A 19,355-nucleotide genomic window follows, 5' to 3' on the forward strand; every position below is an offset into this window, starting at 1 on the left:
CTAATAGAAGCGTTCTATACGCCCGAAACTCCGTCTGAAGAGGAGGAATTGTCTAATAGAAGTGTTCTATACGCCCGAAACTCCGTCTCAAGCGGAGGAACTGTCTAATAGAGGCGTTCTATACGCCTCGAAACTCCATCTGAAGCGGAGGAACTGTCTAATAGAGGCGTTCTATACGCCCGAACTCCCGTCTGAAAAGGAAGAACTGTCTAATAGAAATTCATAAGATGGGTACATTTTACTATTTATCCCTATTTCTGAAACTAATTAGCATCCCATCACGTATCAACAATAGGAAAACAAAGAGTTTATTAGAAAAATATAACTTTTTGTTAGTATTGTTATTTTTATCCTGTAAAGGGGTAAAAGAAAATAGTCTATATCACAACAGGGAACAGGAGAGGATTATGTGAAAGCTTTGAAAATGATGTTGGTGGGAATCCTGGCTGTCATGTTACTAACAGCTTGTGGCAACTCCTCCAATGGGGCCAGTGGGAATGTAGAGGGGAATGCAGAAGCGGAAGAGACGACTAGTGAGGAAACAACTAATGCGGCTACTGAGGTAGAGGAAGTGGATGCGACAGAAGAAACAGAAGAACAAGAAACGCTGACTGCAGAAGAAGTTCTACAAAAATCCACTGAAGCGATGGCTGGGCTTTCTAGCTACTCAATGGAAATGATCTCAGATCAGGAAATTTCTATGGCAAATGAAGAGACTATTAAAATGGTTACCACCACGACAACTGATATGTCTTTGAATCCAATGGCCATGTATCAGGTGACGTCCATTGAAGATGCCGATGGAATGATGGATGGCATGGAAAATGAATCGTATTTTTCTGAAGACGGTTTCTTCGTATACGATTCCATGGCAGGACAATGGTATAAAATGCCGGAAGAATTTACAGCCCAGTTAAACGCAATGTCCGAAATGCAAGGAAATCCGGCAGAACAGTTGGAGATGCTGAAAGACTACACCGATAAGATTACTATGACAGAAGAAGACGACCACTATGCATTGAATTTTGAAGGATCTGGTGAACAATTTAATGAAATGGCTGGAATGATCGGCGGTATGATGGGAGACGGCATGGGGGAAATGATGCAAGAAATGCTTTCCATGATGACAGTTAACCAATTAAGTTATTTGGTTCATATTGATAAAGAAAGCTTCTATCAAACAAAGGTTTTATTAAATATGGATATGGAAATGGAAGTTGACGGGGAAAAGGTGTCAAGCATACAGGTGATGGATTCAACATTAACGAACTTTGATGAAGTGGGAGAAATTACTGTCCCTCAAGAAGTTATTGACAGTGCACAGGAAATTACACAAGAAGATCTTGAACAAATGGAACAGCAAGGAAGCTAAAAAAAAAGAACAGGAGGAGCCAGTTTAAAGGTTCCTCCCTTTTTTACGTTATTCGCAATTTTACAGGTTGATAATCATAAAGTTTTCCTTCATAAATCCACTCTAGCCGGTCGCTTTGCCTAAAATCATCAGGGGTAACAAGGGAGGGGAGTTTATCCCATAACTTAATACCGGAGCGGTGAAGAACATCTGAGACGAACTGGGAACAGAAATAACTGGAATCAATTTCTACCGGCTCGTTTATAGAAACGCCGATCACGCCGAGCAAATTATAGAACCACTTTGTTTCTTTCTTTTGAAAGACCCCAATGATTCTCCGCATTTTTTCCACTTCCCGTTGAGTAACGGCCATTTTATATATTACACATGTTGTGCCGGGATACTTTCTATATGTTCCATTCTCTACATCTTCCCGAACAAAGCCGCCGTTAAAAGGGTTGCTTGGCCGTTTTCTGCCAAAGCTGTATAACTCTTTTAAATCACTGTCAAACGAAAGGGAGACATGATTATATGGTGCTTTCGTGTACTTCTTTATGGATTTGGTAAATAAGGTACCAGTATCAGTAAGTAATATGTATACATATGTATCTCCCAACATTCCCCACACCTTTGTAAGAATTATTTCTACTATTATATTATATAATTTCTCTTGACCAAAATTAACCATTAATTTCATAATAATAGGTAGATAGGGGGATTATTATGTTTATTTTCGAGAAAGAGGCAGTCATAACATTATTGGTTATTGCATTAGGATTAAGTGTGTTTAGTACGATCTTTTACATAGTAAAAAGGAATACAACTTCTAAGGATTTCTCAGATTTATCAGTGCGGGTAAAAACGTGGTGGGGAATGCTTGCAGTATTTAGCATTGCGACGTTGTTTCATCCAATGGTTTCTTTATTTGCCCTTATGTTCTTATGTTTTTTTTCATTAAAAGAGTATTTCTCGATCTTGCGAACCCGTAAGGTCGACAGGCAATTATTTTTATGGGCGTATCTCTCCATTCCCATTCAGTTTTATTGGATCTATATCGGATGGTACGGCATGTTCATCGTGTTCATTCCAGTCTATGTATTCCTCTTCTTGCCGCTTCCGAGGATACTTGGGAATGGAACAGTTGGTTTCCTTCGCTCCGTCTCCTCCACACAGTGGGGATTGATGCTCATGGTATTCGGCCTGAGTCACCTGGCATTTTATCAAGTTGCAACCCCAGAGTATGGTGCCAACCTTGTCTTATATTTGGTTGTGCTGACACAATTGCATGATGTGATTCAATATTTAATTTCGCTTTATATCGGAAAAAAGAAGGTTATCCCATCATCGAACCCTAACATCACGTGGGAGGGGTTTCTGATTTCCACTTTTGTGACAACAGGAGTTTCCTATAATCTATTTGCCTACTTAACTCCATTAAATGAATTGTTCGGGTTATTATCAGGTCTAATTATTAGTGTTGCATGTTTTGGAGGTAGTTTGGCAGTATCGGTTTTGAAGCGCGATCTGTTAGTAGGTGATGATGAGAAAGCATCTGTGCTGAAGAAAAGCTATCTAACGAGGGTGGATAGCCTTGCATACTCTGCTCCGATTTTCTTTCACGTTATCCGGTATTATTTTGATTTTATGTAGGTTTTTAGGCTTGTCTATAAAGGCGTAAAAGAAATACATCTTTTGAATCACATAATTTCACATCCCGCCTAATATTTTACAATAATAGGATATTGGGAGGATTGATGTATGAAGCTGCTTATTTTCTGTGATCCCGGAATTGATGATGCGCTAGCTTTAATCTATGCGCTACTTCATCCTGAAATAGAAGTACTTGGACTTGTATGCAGCTATGGAAATGTGGATAAGATCACTGCTGCCTATAATGCAGCCCATATTTTGCAATTGGCTGGCAGGATGGACATCCCAATATTCAATGGTGCGGAAATGCCGGTTTCTGGAGAACTTGCCAACTACTATCCTGAGATTCATGGAGAGGACGGTATTGGTCCTATAAAAGTGAAAAAAGGATCCTACCAATTTAGAATTCGTAACCTTGGTGAGGTATTTGAAATTATTAAGCGTAATAAAGATTTAGTCATTGCCGACCTAGGTAGATCGACCACTTTGGCTGCATGTTTTTTATTAAATAGGGCATTAATGGGAGAGGTTAAAGAGCTTCATATTATGGGCGGAGCTTTCATGGTCCCTGGAAATGTTACCCCTGTAGCCGAAGCAAATTTCTTTGGAGACCCGACCTCAGCCAATCTATTATTAGCTCACGGTAAAAAAGTTTTTCTTACTCCTTTAAATGTCACTCAAAAGGCAATACTTACGAATGATTATGCGGAGGCCCTTGAGTACTATACTAAAAATAAATTTAAAGAAATGTACATTCCGATTATTAAATATTATGCGAATGCCTATTCAAAACTGGTACCGGGAATAGAAGGTGCGCCATTTCATGATTTGTTAACGGTTTATTCTGCTGCTCATCCAGATAGGATGCAGTACTTGGCTAAAAAAGTGCATGTCGTTGTAGAAGGAAAAACACGTGGGAAATCATTTGCTGACTTCCGTCATATGGAAGTGGATAGTGAGAGTAACCATCACATCGCCTTAGGCTTCGACTATGAGCATTTTTTGCAAGAAGTTTTTCAAATATTAACAAGACCCTTATAATAAGAGAAGTTTCCACGATGGAAGGGGATAATAAAAGTGATTTCTGAAAAAGAAAAAATGCTCGCTGGCGAGTTGTACAAACCATGGGATTCAGAGTTAATGAAGGAAAGAGCCAATGCAAGAAGACTAAGTAGACTAATCAATGAAACTACAGAAACGCAAGTTGACCTGAGAGTAGAACTGCTTAAGGAGCTTTTCGGATCCACGGGAGAAAATGTCTTTCTCGAACCGAACTTCCGTTGTGACTATGGATATAATATTCATGTAGGGGAAAATTTTTTCGCCAACTTTGACTGCTGCATACTTGATGTGTGCAAAGTGGAGTTTGGTGATAATTGTATGCTTGCGCCAGGTGTACATATTTATACCGCAACTCATCCTATTGATCCAGTTGAAAGAAACAAAGGGCCTGAATACGGTATTCCAGTCAAAATAGGCAACAACGTTTGGATTGGCGGCAGTGCCGTCATTAATCCGGGAATCACAATCGGGGACAACGTGGTTGTCGCATCCGGCGCTGTTGTGACGAAAGATGTGCCTCCAAATGTAGTTGTCGGAGGAAATCCAGCCAGAATCATAAAAGAAATAGAAGTAAAATAAAGAATCTATCATTTTTCCTAGTAATCGTTGCATATAATGTAACGATTCTTCTTTTGTTTTTTATATTTGTATCATTGCTTTTAGTTTAGTTGCTGAACTGTACATACTAGTGTTTTTGGTAGGAGGGACGGTTTTGGAAAAAGAAGAGCATTCCTTATATGATCAACCAATAATAGCCTTTGGCTTGCCCATACTTATTATGCTGTTTGGAGTATTTTTGCTTGTGGAAGCACATAATTCAGGGAAACTGAAATATATCCCTGTGGTATTCATTCTGCTTGGGTTATCCGAAATTATCCGTGCTGTGATGAGACGGCATTACCGTCCGACGAAGAGGAAGCGAGCTGAAATTAATCAAAAAAGTGGACATGTTGCTTACATTCTTATGGCTACAAGTGTGGTATGTTCGGTGTTGCTTTTGATTATGGAGCGGATTTCGGTGGAGATGGTGTTGTATGTACAGTTGTCGATGGCGATAGTGGTATATCCGTTGTTAAAATTGATTTTACTAGTACGGCATTACTAAAGTGACGGGGAGTCCCGTCACTTTTTTAGTTGTTTGATGGAGTAAAATGTCCCTCTCCAGATGATGCCGCCTCTCTGAAAAGTGAGGATGGTTGCTCTCGCAATACTGTACATAAAAAGCAAGACAGTGATAGGGAAGACTGTTATATATATATTTGCCCCTTTTGCCATCTTGTTTGCTGTTTCGTTGTAAGCTAGAACTAACATTAAAATACTGAAAGCGTAAACCAGTTGAGTGGTTCCTGTCGTAATAAACAAGGCGATAAAAGGGAAGAGCTGTGATAAAAATAAACCGCTAAGGGCAAATAACACCATAAAGTAGCTGTAAAAGAGCCCTGCAAAGGTGTTCTTCTCCAATCCGATAAGTGCCGATCTCAGGTCAGGGTACCATTCTACTTGCAGGTGTTCCAGCGCCAGGGCCAAGTGTTGCTTCTTGCCGGCCGCCTTGATCTGCCTGCCAAGCATCAGGTCATCATCTGGTCTCATTTTAATATTTTTATGCGTCCCGATTTCCTCATAAGCATCTCTAGATAATAGGTTGAACGCTCCAATACCAATGGCAGACTTACTTTTAGGATCAGTGGATTTCCATGGCCTTTTAAAATAACCAAAACCAAAAAGGAAGAAGGAGACAAACGCATTTGTCCAGAAACTGCATCCTTTTAAATTTGGAGCAAGGGTTAAATGGTCGAGTTTCTTGTCTTGAAAGTATGTTAATGCTTTTGAGATGGTATCTCTTTTGAATAGAATGTCTGCGTCGGTAAAAAGGATATACTCGCCTTTACTTTGAAGGTATCCTTCATACAGTGCGTGATTTTTTCCGAGCCAACCATCTTCAAGTTGTTTAATATGAATACATTTCATTCTTGGTTCCGTTTTTGCCATTTGATCAATTATGGTGCCAGTCCGGTCAGAGGAGCGGTCGTTCACAACAATCCATTCTATATTGGAATACGTTTGCTGAAATTGAGACTGCAGACTTGCTTCGATATGCTTCTCTTCATCTTTTCCCGCAACGATGATGGAAAGAAGGGTACCGCTACTATGCAAACTTTCATCTACTTTTACATGTTCTAGTTTTGCAATTTTCTTCATACCTATCTTTGCATCCAGCCATACAGAAAACCAGAACAGAAAGGTAAATATAGCTAGATAGAGCATCACGGACCTCCAGTAGTTGATTATTGTATTTTACCAGAAGGGTAATAGAAAAAGCACCTCATGAGGTGCTTTAAGATGTTATACTGTTTGTTTGTTAACTGTCCATGGAAAAGGATCAGGAAGTGAAGACCAATCTTGTTCGAATTCTTGTGGAGTCAATAGACAGCTGTCCAGCTCTCTTGTCAGCTCCCCACGGTCCATATCCAAACCAATCAGGACAAGCTTTGTCATTCTATCACCGAATTCAGGATCCCATTCCTCTAACAAGTGTGGATTCTCCTTTATCACGACTTCTTGTTCCAATTTTGGAAGCGATGCTACCCAATAGGATACCGGTTGTAGTTGAACAGATGGCCCTGCTTGGGAAAAGAGAAGCGCTACATTGTTTCTAGTAGCACACCACACAATCCCTTTGGCCCTTACAACTTCTTCAGGAAGAGCCGCATACCACTCACTGAAACGCTGGGAATGGAAAGGTAGCCTACGCTGATAAAGAAAGGAGGAGATTCCGTACTCTTCTGTCTCTGGACTGTGCTGTTGGTGACCAGCTTGAAGCTCCTTCAACCAGCCAGCAGATGCACTCGCTTTGTAGAAATCGAATTTTCTAGTGTTCAATATAGAAGATGGAGGAACATTGGAATTTGTAGATCTAATAATAGTTGCCTCAGGTTGGAGTGTTTTTAGAACTTTCTCCAATTTTTCCAACTCTTCTTCTGATACAAGGTCACATTTGTTTAAAATAAGTACATCACAAAACTCAATTTGGTCAATTAATAAATCTGCAATCTCCCTTGTATCTTCCTCACTCATTGCCTCTTTTCTGTCTAAAAGGCTGTCTCCAGACTCAAAATCATGCCAGAAACGATAAGCATCCACAACCGTCACCATCGTATCCAGCCTGCAAAACTTGGTTAAATCAATGCCAAGCTCTTCATCAATATAAGAAAAAGTTTGGGCAACCGGTACCGGTTCACTTATTCCTGTTGATTCAATTAAAATGTAATCAATATCACCGGCAGTAGCCAGTTTTTCCACTTCTACAAGCAAGTCCTCTCGAAGTGTACAGCATATGCAACCATTGGACATCTCCACCAGTTTTTCGTCTGTGCGAGAAAGGCTCCCACCCTGCCGTACCAACCCAGCATCAATGTTCACTTCACTCATGTCATTCACGATGACCGCCACTTTCAATCCATCTCTATTATGTAATATATGATTTAAGAGGGTCGTTTTACCGGCTCCTAAATAACCGCTTAGAACAGTGACAGGTATTTTATTTATCGTCATTTTAGCTATCTCCTTTAATTTGTAAATAGTAATGATTACGATTTATATATTATCTTAGTATCATTGCGATGTAAAGAGATTATGGTTCTTAAGCTTTGATAAGGTAGAATATAGTAAAAAAAGGTTGTGATAGGGATGATCTGGTTATTTTTTATCAGCTTTACCGTTCTTGTCGCTATTTTCTTCTATTTTCTAAATCTATCATTAAAAAAACATCATGAAATCTATGGCAGCAAGTTCGTGCGTCCCTCCATGTGTGTATCATGCGGCAGGGAATTCCTTAATAATGCTTCTAATTTCTGCGATGGTTGTAAAAGTAGAGGATGATTCTAGAAATAGAATCATCTTTTTATATTGCCCTTCTAATTTCTATCAATAAGGCATACAAATTAGATAGAAAGGAGGGGGGAAAGATAGAAACAACTAAGCGTTCTGGATTTTTTCTATTTATAAATAACACCGTCCTATTCATGTTGATCTTATTCATTGTTATTTCTACCATTACAAGCCTTTTATCTACTAAACTCTCCTCTGAGTATATTGGCAATATATTAAGAAAGGTACAGTCTACTGAACTTTACCTAAATGCCATTCAATCACAAAATCATTATCTGACAGGTAAGGATGTTGAAGTTCCCAAGCTCCCGATTTTGGAGTTAACGTTTGAACTCGCAACCAATTTAAAGCCTTATGATATCAGAAGTTTTCTAGGAAATGAGATTCCTGGTTTTTATGCTTATGACACCCAGTTCTACGTAGCAGGAAAAGGGACTGATTATACAGATATCCCGTTTGAATCAGTAGCACCAATGGAAGTATTGTTAAAGGAGAGAGAGATTGCGGAGGAAATGCTTCTTGTTGATGAAAAAGAGGATGAGCCAACCCCTGCACCGGAAAAGTCTATGGATGAAACCGTTGTGCATATCTATCAGTCTCATAGTTGGGAATCTTTCCTCCCGCTATTAAGGGGAGTAAGTGAACCGGATGATGCAACGAGTAATAATCCTGAGGCCAATGTTATAGCAGTTGGAAAAATGCTCAAAAACGAACTTGCTGATAAAGGAATAAAAGCGAATCAGGATACAAGAAATGTTCCAAAGGACCTTGCTGCAAGAGGATGGAATTACAACCACTCCTATCAATATTCTAGAGAAACTGTGAAAGCTGCAATGACATTTAATAGTGATGTGGAATTTTTAATTGATATTCACCGTGACGCTTTACGAAAAGACAAGACAACCGAAATGATAGATGGAAAAAGCTATGCTAGACTTTTGTTTGTGGTGGGGACAGCTCATAAAGGATATGAAAAAAATTTAGAATTTGCAGAACGAATCCATAATGCTATTGAGAAAAAGTATCCGGGTCTGAGCAGAGGAGTCATTCCTAAAGGGAAATCAACTGGAAATGGTTTATATAATCAGGATCTCTCCAACAGGGCCATTCTTTTAGAAGTTGGCGGGGTGGACAATAACCTGGAAGAGGCGCGTAACTCCATTAAGGCATTTGCAGATATTTATAGTGAAATTGTATGGGAGGAAAGGGAAGCAGGAGAGTTTTGATAAAGGAGTGAGTGGAATCAAATATGCATTTTTTTGGCTAGTAGTTATGTTTGTGGCTATTGTCATTTCGTTTAATTATTTTCACTGGATTGCTACATTAGCGTCTTTTTTGGCCGGTGTAATCGTTATTTCTATATCATTGTTTGAGGATTTTTATATGGCAAAATAAAGGGGCGGATACTGTTCTGCTCTTTTTTGATTTTCAACGAGTTTGAGGTTTGGTTTTACCAAAAGCGGGGTTGGGTAATAAGATTTGTCTTTTTTGTGCAGCACAGATTATGCTTCTACACTTTAATCTCTACCTTCTACCTCGAATTTTCGACCTTCTACATTTCCCGGACTAGCTTCTACATTTCCCAGCCGTACTTCTACCATAAATATCAAATTTTATACAATCAGGCTAATTTCTCTTAACTAACTTAAGATTCATATACGCTATTCCATCTCTGTTAAAGGAATTTACATATTTTTGTAGAAATAAAAATACAACAACCAGTTAGGAGATGATTTATTATGTGTGGGATTTTTAACTAAACATGAACAAAGAGATGTTTGCTTGCCGACAGAACGGCAGAAATTGAGAGAGGCGATATACAAGGACTTAGTTCAAGACGCAAACATTCTAGCATTTTTCTACGGAGGTTCTCTTGCTAAAGGCAATGAAGACTTGTACTCCGATTTAGATCTTCGTATTGTTGTGGAGGACTCTGTCTATGAAACTTATCGTTCCAATAAAAAAGAACGCGCAACAAACTGGGGTGATGTGTTATATTATGAAGATTTTCCGTGGGCAACATATTCCATCGCTCATTTTCGTTCTTTTATAAAAGTGGACACATTTTATTACCGGCAATCTGATTTGCAACCTTCTCCTTATTTGAAGTACCTTTTGATTGAATATGATCCTAATAAGATTATCTCTCAGATAAGAGACAAGTCCCAATCAATAGACTATCAATTTTCAGAAGAAGAATTTGAAGTATGGCGAGGCAAGTTCTTTGCTTATCTGCATGAAGTATATCGAGGGGTTCAACGTGGTGAGTATAATTATGCTTTTCAGATGGTTAATTCCTTAAGCTATTCCATTGTAATCGGTTGGTATGTAGAAGCAGGTGAAGTTCCTAACTCATTTGGGGACTGGTCTAAAGTTGAAGGCCCGAGAAGTCCACTGAGTGGAGGGCAGCTGAGCCTACTAGAACAATGGGATACTAAATTGCGAGATGCGAAAGAATTGATTACTATTGCAAGGAGTCAGACAGAAGAGTTTATTCGAATCCATTGTGTTCTTGCTGAGAGAGTAGGTGCTCCAGTAAATCTAGACTTGCTACAAGAAATTATAGACAAAGTTTTATAAAAATAATAGCCACCAAATTGCAGCATGTGCTATAGCATGTTGCTTTTCTTACGTTTTAGGGAATAGTATCTGTGAGCAATTCATTTGCTATCCATTTATGCATTTGCAATAATGCACACAAAAGTAAGGGAGAGTGTTATCGATGAAAGTAACTGTAGTTGGAGCTAACGGACAGATTGGAAAACAACTCGTGCATTTTTTAAAAAAGGAAGATGGATACACTCCTATCGCGATGGTACGGAAAGAAGAGCAAGCAGATAATTTTGCAAAAGAAGGTATTGAATCAGTATTGGCTGATTTGGAAGGTCCAGTAGATGATCTTGTGAAGGCTTTTAGTGGCAGTGATGCGGTGGTATTCACTGCAGGTTCTGGAGGAAGTACAGGATCAGATATGACATTATTGATTGACTTGGATGGAGCGGCGAAAACGGTGGAAGCAGCTGAAAAAGCTGGCATTTCCCGTTATGTAATGGTAAGTGCATTTCAAGCTGACAATCGGGAAAACTGGAATGATGAGCTTCGTCCCTATTATGTCGCCAAACATTATGCGGATAAAGTGTTAATGGCGAGTGGCTTGGACTACACTATTGTACGACCAGGTGGTTTAGTCAATGATTCAGGTACTGGCAAGGTGGAAATTGGGGATAATATTGAACCTGGTTCCATCGGTAGAGAAGATGTGGCGAAAGTATTGCTTGCGGTATTGGGTGCAAAAAACACATATGGCGCTTCCTTTGACGTTGTTGGTGGTGACAAAAGTATAAAGGATGCTGTGAGTGGCGTTTAATTAAGTAAAAGACTGTCTCAATGGATGAGGCAGTCTTTTGTGTGCTACATAGCGCATCGAGTTAGAGGGTGAAAAATAATACGGGTTCATATTGTCAAACAGATGGGGCAACATACTCCTTTATACCACATTATCATTCTTTAATTTTTCCTAAAAAAGCCTACCAGCCATATCAATAAAGGAAAGCCTAATCCGAAAATTAACGTATACAATTCAAAAACCGGTGTAAATTCAATTAAGTATGAAGAGTTTGGAAAAATAATTAAAGATAAGACAAAGAGGATGATTCCTATGGGAAAGGTCAAGCGTTTGTAATCTCTAATTTGTAATGTCTGAGCAAGCCCTGACGTGCAAACATAAGTAAGAATGGTTAGCTTAATAAAAACAGTTATAAACCAAATTAATGCCATCATTGCTTCAATCCGCTGAAAGAATTCACCGATATTTATTCCTTTTGTCAAGTCATAGCTTGGGTAGACACTTCTTGTTGTTTCATTCACTCCCATCACTAGCACAGAAAGCATGGATACAATAATTAGTATTCCCCCTCCTATCAACGTTCCGAGTAAAAATCCACTTTTCCTATTTTCAGGTTTATTCGTATAAGGAATGATCATTAAGAAGACAATCAATTCCAAGAAAGGAAAGGTGAGCAGTGAAATAGATGCTCTAAAGATAGGTATAAACCCAAATTCATATACAGGCTGTATGTTTTGAATTTCCATCTTAGGAGAAATAGTGAAAAATAGAACCAAAAACAGGATGATGAGGAATGGCAGAAACACTTCCGATGCTCGTGCAAAAACCTCTAGGCCTAGTCGAACAGCATAGAGTACTACTGCCAGAAAAAGAATAAGAATAGCATCAATCGGTGTTTCCACTATCATTACAGTTGTCATAAAATCTCCGATATCTCTTAATACAAAACTAGCCAATAATAAGGTGAAACAGGTAAAAAATATAAGAGACACCGTTTTTCCAAGCCACTTTCCCAATAGTACCTCTAAGTATTGTGCTAGGTTTAACCCATTAAATCTTTGCGCAATCGAGCAGTAAAGCAATACAGTCAGAAGACCCATTCCCAAACCAAGGATTCCTGCAATCCAACTGTCTTGTTTTGCGCTAGATGCTAAAATGGAAGGGATTATTAATATAGCGGTACCAATAGTATATAGGGCGACTAAAATCGTAAATTGTCTATTGCTTATTTTCCCTCTTTCCATTGAATCCCTCTTTAATTTAGATTATATTCATTCACGAAAATAGTACGAATCTCAACTTAATAACATTCAAAAATTTAATATTTTTTTACTTAATGGTTCTAGTAACACTTTTATCAAGTCCAACGGGGTGGGAATTTGGTAATTCAGTCCATATATAATCCACAATGAAAAACCGATACTTAACAGAATAACAAATATCCAGAATTCCTTTTTGTTCTGTTTCCTTTTTTTCCACAATATTTTTCCGTCTAAGCTGATTATAAGAAGGGTTGATGCTATTGCAATAATGATGCTCCACATTATTTTCACCCCTCTAATTCATTAATAAAGGAATTCGTTCTTTTGCCAAATTTTCTGATGGACACTTCCACTTCGATATTTACTCTCATATCTGAAAAATGTTCATCCCAATTGTTTTTCACGGTTTTCCAGTATTTCGGATCCGACCGATGCATGTCTAGTCCAAAACCGAATATATCTAGGGCATAACCTTTTTGTGCAACGTGGATTGACTGCATCATGACGTCTTTTATATCTTTTTCCGTTAGCTTTTCGAGGTCTTTAATAGTTTTTTGTTTGGTTAAATCCACAGGACAACTTATTTCACCAATGTTGCCCTCCGCTTTTAAAGTAAGATTCATTTCTGGATGGTTTGCTTTTACGTTGCTCTTTCTTTTTTGGCTTGTCCGAAGTAACTCAATGGAAACGTGACCATTTTCTCCACCAGGGCAGGGAACTACCACGATTGTACTTTTTACGTTGCCATTTATATAATTAACTCCTTTGCTTTCATCTTCGCTTAACCACCCTTGTAGTTTGTCTTTGTCAAAGATAGAAAAGCTTGTAAAACGTAAGCGGGCAGGAGGGTCGCTTGATTGTACATTTTCCATCAATTTTCCTGACTGGTAGTCTCCTATAATTTCAATGCCTGTAATGACAGGTTGTTTGCCTGGAACAACCAACTCTTCAATCAACTCTCCAAGTGTAACTGCCAAGGTTGGAGCCCAAACATCTTGTGAAGTTTCTAACTTGATAAACATGTTTTGAGCAGGTATTTTTTCTACTGGTGGCATAACAGATAATATGTCTGCAGCTTTCGAATTTTTCGCTATCAATATATAAAAATCTGAACGCATTTCTTGATCTCGCACTAAAAGATCGAGTGATTTGCTGAATCCTTCTTTTGCTAACTCTTCTCCTATTACGAGAACACGTAGGTGAGGATAGAAGGTTTTACGTGGTGCTGTCGTTGTTAGTTTTCTAATCGCTTCAAAAATTGTTGCTCCTTTTTCTCGATATACCACAACAGGAGCCCTTGTACCACTGCCTTGGAGATTAGAGATTTCTGCAGGATTTACTAATTGTACCGTTGCAACGAATTGTTCCCCCTCTTTATCTATCCCCATTGCGACAGCTATCCCAAGTTCACCTAATTCCCTGTTATTCCAACACCCTGATGAGAAAAGAAGAAAAGGAATGGAAAATAGAATAAAAAAAACACTTTTTTTCATTAACCTTCACTCCTTTGTCCAAGTTGACTATTCTTCTTGGTAACTTCATTTTCTCTGATGGAATTTTGTTTACTGACAAGTCTAGGCCTGGTATACCTTTTCCAAGTTGGCATTCTCCATAATGTATCTTTTTGATCTTCCTTTACAAACGGAGCAATTGGAGTCAGGAAAGGTACTCCAAAAGACCGAAGACTGCATAGGTGGAGGGTAAGGAAAAACAATCCTATCGTAATACCGTATAATCCGAAAGTAGCGGCAAATATGATAAAACCAAAACGGAGAATCCTAATGGATATACCCATGCTAAAAGAAGGTAGGATGAAATTGGATATGGCAGTGATAGAGACGACAATAACCATGGTCGCAGAAACAATTCCTGCTTCTACGGCGGTTTGTCCTATAACCAATGCACCTACAATAGATACAGTCTGGCCAATTGCTTTTGGTAGTCTTAGACCTGCCTCCCTAAGTATTTCTAGGGTGACCTCCATCAATAGTGCCTCAATAACAGCAGGAAAAGGCACTCCTTCTCGTTGTGCGGCCAAATCAATCAATAACGTAGTAGGAAGCATTTCCTGATGAAAATTTATTAATGCAATATAAAGTGATGGACCTAGCAACGAAACAAAGAAAGCTAACACCCGGAGCATCCTTAACAGTGTTGCAATATCCCATCTCTGATAGTAGTCTTCTGCCGATTGAAAAAATTGAGTAAACAAAGCAGGTGCCAATAAAACAAAGGGTGTGCCGTCTACAAAAATTGCTACTCTCCCTTCTAGTAGTCCTGCAGCGATAACATCGGGACGTTCCGTATTATAGAGAGTGGGAAAAGGGGTGTATGTTTCATCCTCAATCAGCTCTTCTATATAGCTGCTTTCCAAAATGGAATCTATCTCAATTCGTTTGATCCGACTTCGAACTTCTTCCACAATTTTCTCATTTGTAATTCCTTCTATATGAACAATAGCAATATCAGTTTTTGTTATCTTGCCAACTTGGAGTTCTTCAATTCTTAGGGAGGAATCCTTTATCTTTCTGCGAACAAGTGAAGTGTTTGTGCGTAAGGTTTCGGTAAATGATTCTTTCGGTCCTCTTACCACATTTTCTGTGGAAGACTCGGTGACCCCTCTTTCCTTCCAACCACTGACATTTATTTTGAGCCCAGAAGTTACCCCATCTATTAGCAGTATTGCCCCTCCACAAAGAATGGCACTTTCCATATCCTGAAGCTGATACAATTCTGTTGTTTCTGCAATGGGAATGGATGTGTTTTTTAAAAGTGTTGCAACATCGTCCTTGTCTAATGAATCTAAAGTTACTTGGCTGTCTTTCATCTGAAACATGAAGGCATCCAAAAGATCATCCATCATTTGTCTATCTACAAGTCCATCTAAATAAATCATACCTATTTGAAGCTTTTTATCTTCTCCAAATTTAATTTTTCTAATGACCAAATCAGAACTATTTCCATATAAATCCTTAAAAGTAGCCAGATTCCGCTCTAAATTTTCATGTAACGCTGAAGAGTCGAGGTTTTTTTGCGGTAATTCCATTTGGTCATTTATAGATGTTGATTTTCTGGATTTTTTCTTGAAGAAGGACATAGAAATCGCTCCAGGGTTTTTTTTGTAGTTTGCCAAAATCCTACCGAATTATTCATAGAAATTAGCAAGTTTCATTTTCTGTGTTCATGGAAATTCCACAAAATTTATGACCACACATTAAATGCTTTTTGAATTGAATTATTAATTCTCCAAAAATAGTAAACATAATCTATCACTATTCCGTCTAATATATAGATGACGATAAAAGAAAAAGGAATAATGAAGATGAAAACAAAAAAGAGAGTGACATTTGTGTTGAAAATGGTTGCTGTTGCCCTGGCAATTTACGTCATCATCGTCCATTCCCTTATCTATCAAACTGCTAAGCAAGAACCCCCAAAAGGTGTAGATTACCTGATTGTCCTTGGCGCAAGAGTGAAGGGAGAAATGATGACGAAGGCCCTATTGTTCAGAGTGGAAGCAGCGCTTGAGTACCTTGATGAAAATCCAAACACGAAAGTCATTGCATCAGGCGGTCAGGGACCTGGAGAGGATATTACAGAAGCTGAGGCAATGAGGAGATTTTTTGTTGCTAATGGGATTGAAGAGGATAGGATCATTTTGGAAGACCGATCGACCACCACTTTTGAAAATTTATCTTTTTCGAAAGCACTGTTGGAAGAAGGGGCTTCTGTTGCCATTGTAAGCAATGATTTTCATATGTATCGGGCATCCGTTATAGGAAAAAGACTGGGCTATCCTGAGGTACACACACTTGCTGGGAAGACTCCTACCATTGCAATTTTTAAGTTATGGTCACGGGAGTATTTTGCAGTAGCAAAGACGTGGTTGGTTGATAAGTAGTAGAAGATGTAATGGACCATAAACTTGTAGTAAGTAAAGCAATCATAAATCCCTGCTGAAACCTCCATAAAAGGAGGTTTTTTCTATGTACACTTTCCTATATAATAAGCAGTACTAGAAATAATGAGGTGACAGCATGCTATATATACTTTCACAATTGGGATTCAGCTTTATAGCAGCGGCAGGTTTTGGAGTTCTTTTTAATGCACCTAGAAGGGCTTTGGTCCATTGCGGCACGGTTGGGATGATTGGCTGGATTTTTTACATAGTTTTGGCCGATGCCGGGGTGGATCCGGTGGTGGCTTCGTTTGTTGGGTCGTTTATGGTGGCGCTTGTGGGTCATATTATGGCGAAGCGGTTCCGGATGCCCATGATAATATTCAGTGTTGCTGGGATCATTCCGCTTGTACCAGGTGGCTTGGCGTACAATACAATGCGGCAAATTGCGGAAAATGATTACCTTGGAGCAATTCCTTTAGCGGCAAAGGCATTTATGATTTCAGGTGCTATTGCAATGGGGCTTGTGTTTGCTGAGGTCATCATGCAGGTTATCATGAATATCGTAAAACGAGTATCTGTGAATACAAAACGTGAGGTGAGCTAGGTGACGAAGGAAATGACAGAGCGGGAAACGGAGAGAATTCTGGAAGTCTGTCTGCTTGCCGGAAGAATTATGATGGAAGGGGGAGCAGAGACGTACCGGGTAGAGGATACAATGACAAGGATTGCTGCTGCATACGGTATTACAGAAACGCACAGTTTCGTTACACCTACCGGTATCATTGTATCGCTTCAAGGAGACAATCCTACTCGATTAGTAAGAATAAATTCTAGAACCACAGACTTAGAAAAGGTCGCACAAGTGAACCAGATTTCTCGTAAAATTGCTGCTGGACAGCTGTCTGTCAAAGAGGCTCATCAATCGCTAATCCAATTAGAGGAATCACATCTGCTTTTTCCAATAAGTTATCAGATCCTCGCTGCGGCCTTTGTAAGCGGCTCTTTCCTAATAATGTTCAAGGGAGTATGGACGGATTTCCTACCCGCAATGCTAGCGGGTGGTTTGGGTTATTCTGGTTTATTATTGATACAACATTACACGAGGGTTAAGTTTTTTGCAGAGTTTTTCGCTTCACTGATTATTGGGCTTGTTGCACTGGGGATGGTTACGTTTGGATATGGGATGGAGTTAGACAAAATTATCATTGGTTCTGTTATGCCATTGGTTCCTGGCCTCCTTATCACCAATGCTGTTCGTGACCTGATGGTGGGGCATTTCGTTTCAGGATTATCTAAAGGAGCAGAGGCGCTTTTTACAGCCTTTGCTATTGGTGCAGGTGTGGCGGTAGTATTCCTCTGAGCCGCCAATCAAACCTCCTCCAAAACAATGGAATATATTTCTCATTACAGACATGACAAGCAATTAACAGTATATTTCGTTATTTTACAATAATTACTTGTTTTCAAAGAGCGGAAAACATATTAGATTAATAGTATGAAAACTTTACAGAAAGTCCTCATAACTTTGTCGGTTGTCGCACTAGTCTTAGGTGGAAATTCAGCTGCCTTCGCAGCTACTACTCACACGGTTCAATCCGGTGATACGATGTGGAAGATTGCGGTGAAATATCAAGTTGGAGTATCCGAACTGATCGCTGCGAATTCTTCTATTAACAATCCTGACCTAATCTACCCAGGTCAAAGAATTACTATTCCAGAAAAAGGGGAGGGGCAAACGCAAGAAGAGCAAGTTGCTAAATTAGTAAACCAGGAACGTGCTAAGTATGGGTTAAAGCCTTTGAAACTTAACTGGGAGTTATCCAGAGTCGCAAGATATAAATCTCAAGATATGATTGATAAAAGATATTTCAGCCACACATCACCAACATATGGATCTCCATTCGATATGATTCGTAACTTTGGTATTTCTTACCGATCAGCAGGTGAAAATATTGCTGCTGGGCAAAAAACACCACAAGAGGTCATGAATGCTTGGATGAACAGTGAAGGGCATCGTAAAAATATCTTATCCAGCCAATATACGGAAATAGGAGTGGGCTATGCGAAAGGTGGCCAATATGGTCATTACTGGACGCAAATGTTCATCTCTAGATAAATCGAAAGGCGGTACTCCACAAGATGGTACCGCCTTTTCCTATGAAAATTTTAATTCCGCTCCATCTTAATCTGAAACTTATAACGGTCTCCTCTATAAACGGATTTGACTAGTTCAAGGGGTGTTCCATCATGAAGAAAAGTGTTCCGTTGAATATATAGCATTGGATGATCTTTCACAATATTCAATAGTTTCACATGTTCTTCTGAAGCCTTAACTGACTCTATCACTTGTTCAGCATGTGTTATTCGAAGTCCCAGCTTATCTTCTACATAAGAATATATAGAGGCCTTAACCTCCTCCTCTGTGAGGCCTTTTACCAAGTTTGCAGACAGATAGTTTGTTTCAAGGGCCATTGGTTCCCCGTCTGCAAGACGAATTCTCTTTATTTCATATACAGGTGCATATTCGCTAATCTTTAGTTCATTTGAAATAAAACTATTTGCAGGTATTAATTCAAAATGAATAAGTTTACTAGTTGGCTCCATGCCGCGTTTCTTCATATCTTCTGTAAAGCTTGTCAAACCTTGAAGGGGCTGTTCGATTTTTTTTTCAGAAACAAAAGTGCCACTTCCTTTTTTTCGATAAAGAAGACCTTCATTAACAAGGGAATTGATTGCCTGTCTTACCGTCATTCTACTGATTCCATAGCTCTCAGCGTATTCCCTTTCTGATGGAATGGTTTCACCAGGCAAGATGAATCCAGCTTCAATCTGGTTTTTGATATGTGATTCTAATTGATAGTAAATGGGAATAGGCGATGTTTTATCTATCATTTA

The 19,355-nt window shown here is 39.0% G+C and carries 21 protein-coding genes; 13 read left to right on the plus strand and 8 right to left on the minus strand.

Features of this window, described 5'->3' with window-relative positions:
* The first annotated feature begins 409 nt into the window (after positions 1-409).
* Entirely contained in the window at positions 410-1,372 is a 963-nt protein-coding gene (locus tag HF078_RS05855) for a DUF6612 family protein (RefSeq protein WP_169290292.1), read from the plus strand.
* Positions 1,373-1,415: 43 nt separating this feature from the next.
* On the opposite strand, the gene HF078_RS05860 is transcribed toward HF078_RS05855, so the two are convergent.
* On the minus strand, positions 1,416-1,970 hold the full coding sequence (locus HF078_RS05860) for a C40 family peptidase (RefSeq protein WP_169290293.1): 555 nt from the start codon (positions 1,968-1,970) through the stop codon (positions 1,416-1,418).
* 104 nt (positions 1,971-2,074) lie between these two features.
* Here HF078_RS05860 and HF078_RS05865 point away from each other — a divergent pair, with 104 nt between their 5' ends.
* From HF078_RS05865 to HF078_RS05880, 5 genes are all read left to right on the plus strand, one after another.
* On the plus strand, positions 2,075-3,001 hold the full coding sequence (locus HF078_RS05865) for a phosphatidate cytidylyltransferase (RefSeq protein ID WP_169290294.1): 927 nt from the start codon (positions 2,075-2,077) through the stop codon (positions 2,999-3,001).
* 108 nt (positions 3,002-3,109) lie between these two features.
* Positions 3,110-4,042 (plus strand): nucleoside hydrolase, encoded by a 933-nt coding sequence (locus HF078_RS05870; protein WP_169290295.1) that lies wholly within the window; start codon positions 3,110-3,112, stop codon positions 4,040-4,042.
* A 36-nt stretch (positions 4,043-4,078) separates the two neighbouring features.
* On the plus strand, positions 4,079-4,642 hold the full coding sequence (locus HF078_RS05875; RefSeq protein WP_169290296.1) for a maltose acetyltransferase domain-containing protein: 564 nt from the start codon (positions 4,079-4,081) through the stop codon (positions 4,640-4,642).
* Entirely contained in the window at positions 4,639-4,731 is a 93-nt protein-coding gene (locus HF078_RS21255) for a hypothetical protein (RefSeq protein ID WP_481748002.1), read from the plus strand. Before HF078_RS05875 ends, HF078_RS21255 begins: the two co-directional genes overlap by 4 nt.
* A 44-nt stretch (positions 4,732-4,775) precedes the next feature.
* On the plus strand, positions 4,776-5,168 hold the full coding sequence (locus HF078_RS05880) for a hypothetical protein (protein ID WP_169290297.1): 393 nt from the start codon (positions 4,776-4,778) through the stop codon (positions 5,166-5,168).
* A 17-nt stretch (positions 5,169-5,185) separates the two neighbouring features.
* Here HF078_RS05880 and HF078_RS05885 read toward each other — a convergent pair whose 3' ends face one another.
* The gene (locus HF078_RS05885; RefSeq protein ID WP_169290298.1) at positions 5,186-6,328 is read right to left on the minus strand and encodes a glycosyltransferase family 2 protein; all 1,143 of its coding nucleotides are present in this window, start codon (positions 6,326-6,328) and stop codon (positions 5,186-5,188) included.
* Positions 6,329-6,406: 78 nt separating this feature from the next.
* The gene (locus HF078_RS05890) at positions 6,407-7,609 is read right to left on the minus strand and encodes a GTP-binding protein (RefSeq protein ID WP_169290396.1); all 1,203 of its coding nucleotides are present in this window, start codon (positions 7,607-7,609) and stop codon (positions 6,407-6,409) included.
* Between the two features lie 329 nt (positions 7,610-7,938).
* Between HF078_RS05890 and spoIIP the strand changes: the two genes are divergently transcribed.
* From spoIIP to HF078_RS05905, 3 genes are all read left to right on the plus strand, one after another.
* On the plus strand, positions 7,939-9,177 hold the full coding sequence (gene spoIIP / locus HF078_RS05895; RefSeq protein ID WP_240951681.1) for a stage II sporulation protein P: 1,239 nt from the start codon (positions 7,939-7,941) through the stop codon (positions 9,175-9,177).
* Positions 9,178-9,694: 517 nt separating this feature from the next.
* On the plus strand, positions 9,695-10,531 hold the full coding sequence (locus HF078_RS05900; protein ID WP_169290299.1) for a nucleotidyltransferase family protein: 837 nt from the start codon (positions 9,695-9,697) through the stop codon (positions 10,529-10,531).
* A 142-nt stretch (positions 10,532-10,673) separates the two neighbouring features.
* Positions 10,674-11,318 (plus strand): SDR family oxidoreductase, encoded by a 645-nt coding sequence (locus HF078_RS05905; protein ID WP_169290300.1) that lies wholly within the window; start codon positions 10,674-10,676, stop codon positions 11,316-11,318.
* A 140-nt stretch (positions 11,319-11,458) separates the two neighbouring features.
* Here the strand turns inward: HF078_RS05905 and HF078_RS05910 are convergent, their stop codons facing one another.
* The 4 genes from HF078_RS05910 to HF078_RS05925 form a co-directional block, all read right to left on the minus strand.
* Positions 11,459-12,541: a GerAB/ArcD/ProY family transporter gene (locus HF078_RS05910; protein ID WP_169290301.1), complete on the minus strand. Its 1,083-nt coding sequence runs from the start codon at positions 12,539-12,541 to the stop codon at positions 11,459-11,461.
* A gap of 85 nt (positions 12,542-12,626) precedes the next feature.
* Positions 12,627-12,839: a hypothetical protein gene (locus HF078_RS05915; RefSeq protein ID WP_169290302.1), complete on the minus strand. Its 213-nt coding sequence runs from the start codon at positions 12,837-12,839 to the stop codon at positions 12,627-12,629.
* Positions 12,840-12,846: 7 nt separating this feature from the next.
* A complete protein-coding gene (locus HF078_RS05920; RefSeq protein WP_169290303.1) occupies positions 12,847-14,052 on the minus strand; it encodes a Ger(x)C family spore germination protein in 1,206 nt (401 codons plus the stop codon).
* The gene (locus HF078_RS05925) at positions 14,052-15,656 is read right to left on the minus strand and encodes a spore germination protein (protein WP_169290304.1); all 1,605 of its coding nucleotides are present in this window, start codon (positions 15,654-15,656) and stop codon (positions 14,052-14,054) included. Before HF078_RS05925 ends, HF078_RS05920 begins: the two co-directional genes overlap by 1 nt.
* Before the next feature lie 225 nt (positions 15,657-15,881).
* Here HF078_RS05925 and HF078_RS05930 point away from each other — a divergent pair, with 225 nt between their 5' ends.
* The 4 genes from HF078_RS05930 to safA all read left to right on the plus strand — a co-directional run bounded on the left by HF078_RS05930 (position 15,882) and on the right by safA (position 18,576).
* Positions 15,882-16,460: a YdcF family protein gene (locus HF078_RS05930; protein ID WP_169290305.1), complete on the plus strand. Its 579-nt coding sequence runs from the start codon at positions 15,882-15,884 to the stop codon at positions 16,458-16,460.
* Positions 16,461-16,596: 136 nt separating this feature from the next.
* A complete protein-coding gene (locus tag HF078_RS05935) occupies positions 16,597-17,064 on the plus strand; it encodes a threonine/serine exporter family protein (RefSeq protein ID WP_169290306.1) in 468 nt (155 codons plus the stop codon).
* Positions 17,065-17,820 (plus strand): threonine/serine exporter family protein, encoded by a 756-nt coding sequence (locus HF078_RS05940; protein ID WP_346775317.1) that lies wholly within the window; start codon positions 17,065-17,067, stop codon positions 17,818-17,820. It begins immediately after the preceding gene.
* Positions 17,821-17,955: 135 nt separating this feature from the next.
* On the plus strand, positions 17,956-18,576 hold the full coding sequence (gene safA, locus HF078_RS05945) for a SafA/ExsA family spore coat assembly protein (protein WP_082380889.1): 621 nt from the start codon (positions 17,956-17,958) through the stop codon (positions 18,574-18,576).
* 50 nt (positions 18,577-18,626) lie between these two features.
* On the opposite strand, the gene HF078_RS05950 is transcribed toward safA, so the two are convergent.
* Positions 18,627-19,352, minus strand: coding sequence for a GntR family transcriptional regulator (locus HF078_RS05950; RefSeq protein WP_169290307.1), 726 nt, complete (start codon positions 19,350-19,352; stop codon positions 18,627-18,629).
* Between the last annotated feature and the right edge of the window lie 3 nt (positions 19,353-19,355).

The organism is Bacillus sp. RO2 (genome assembly GCF_012911845.1).
Taxonomy (GTDB): Bacteria; Bacillota; Bacilli; order Bacillales; family Bacillaceae_I; genus Sutcliffiella_A.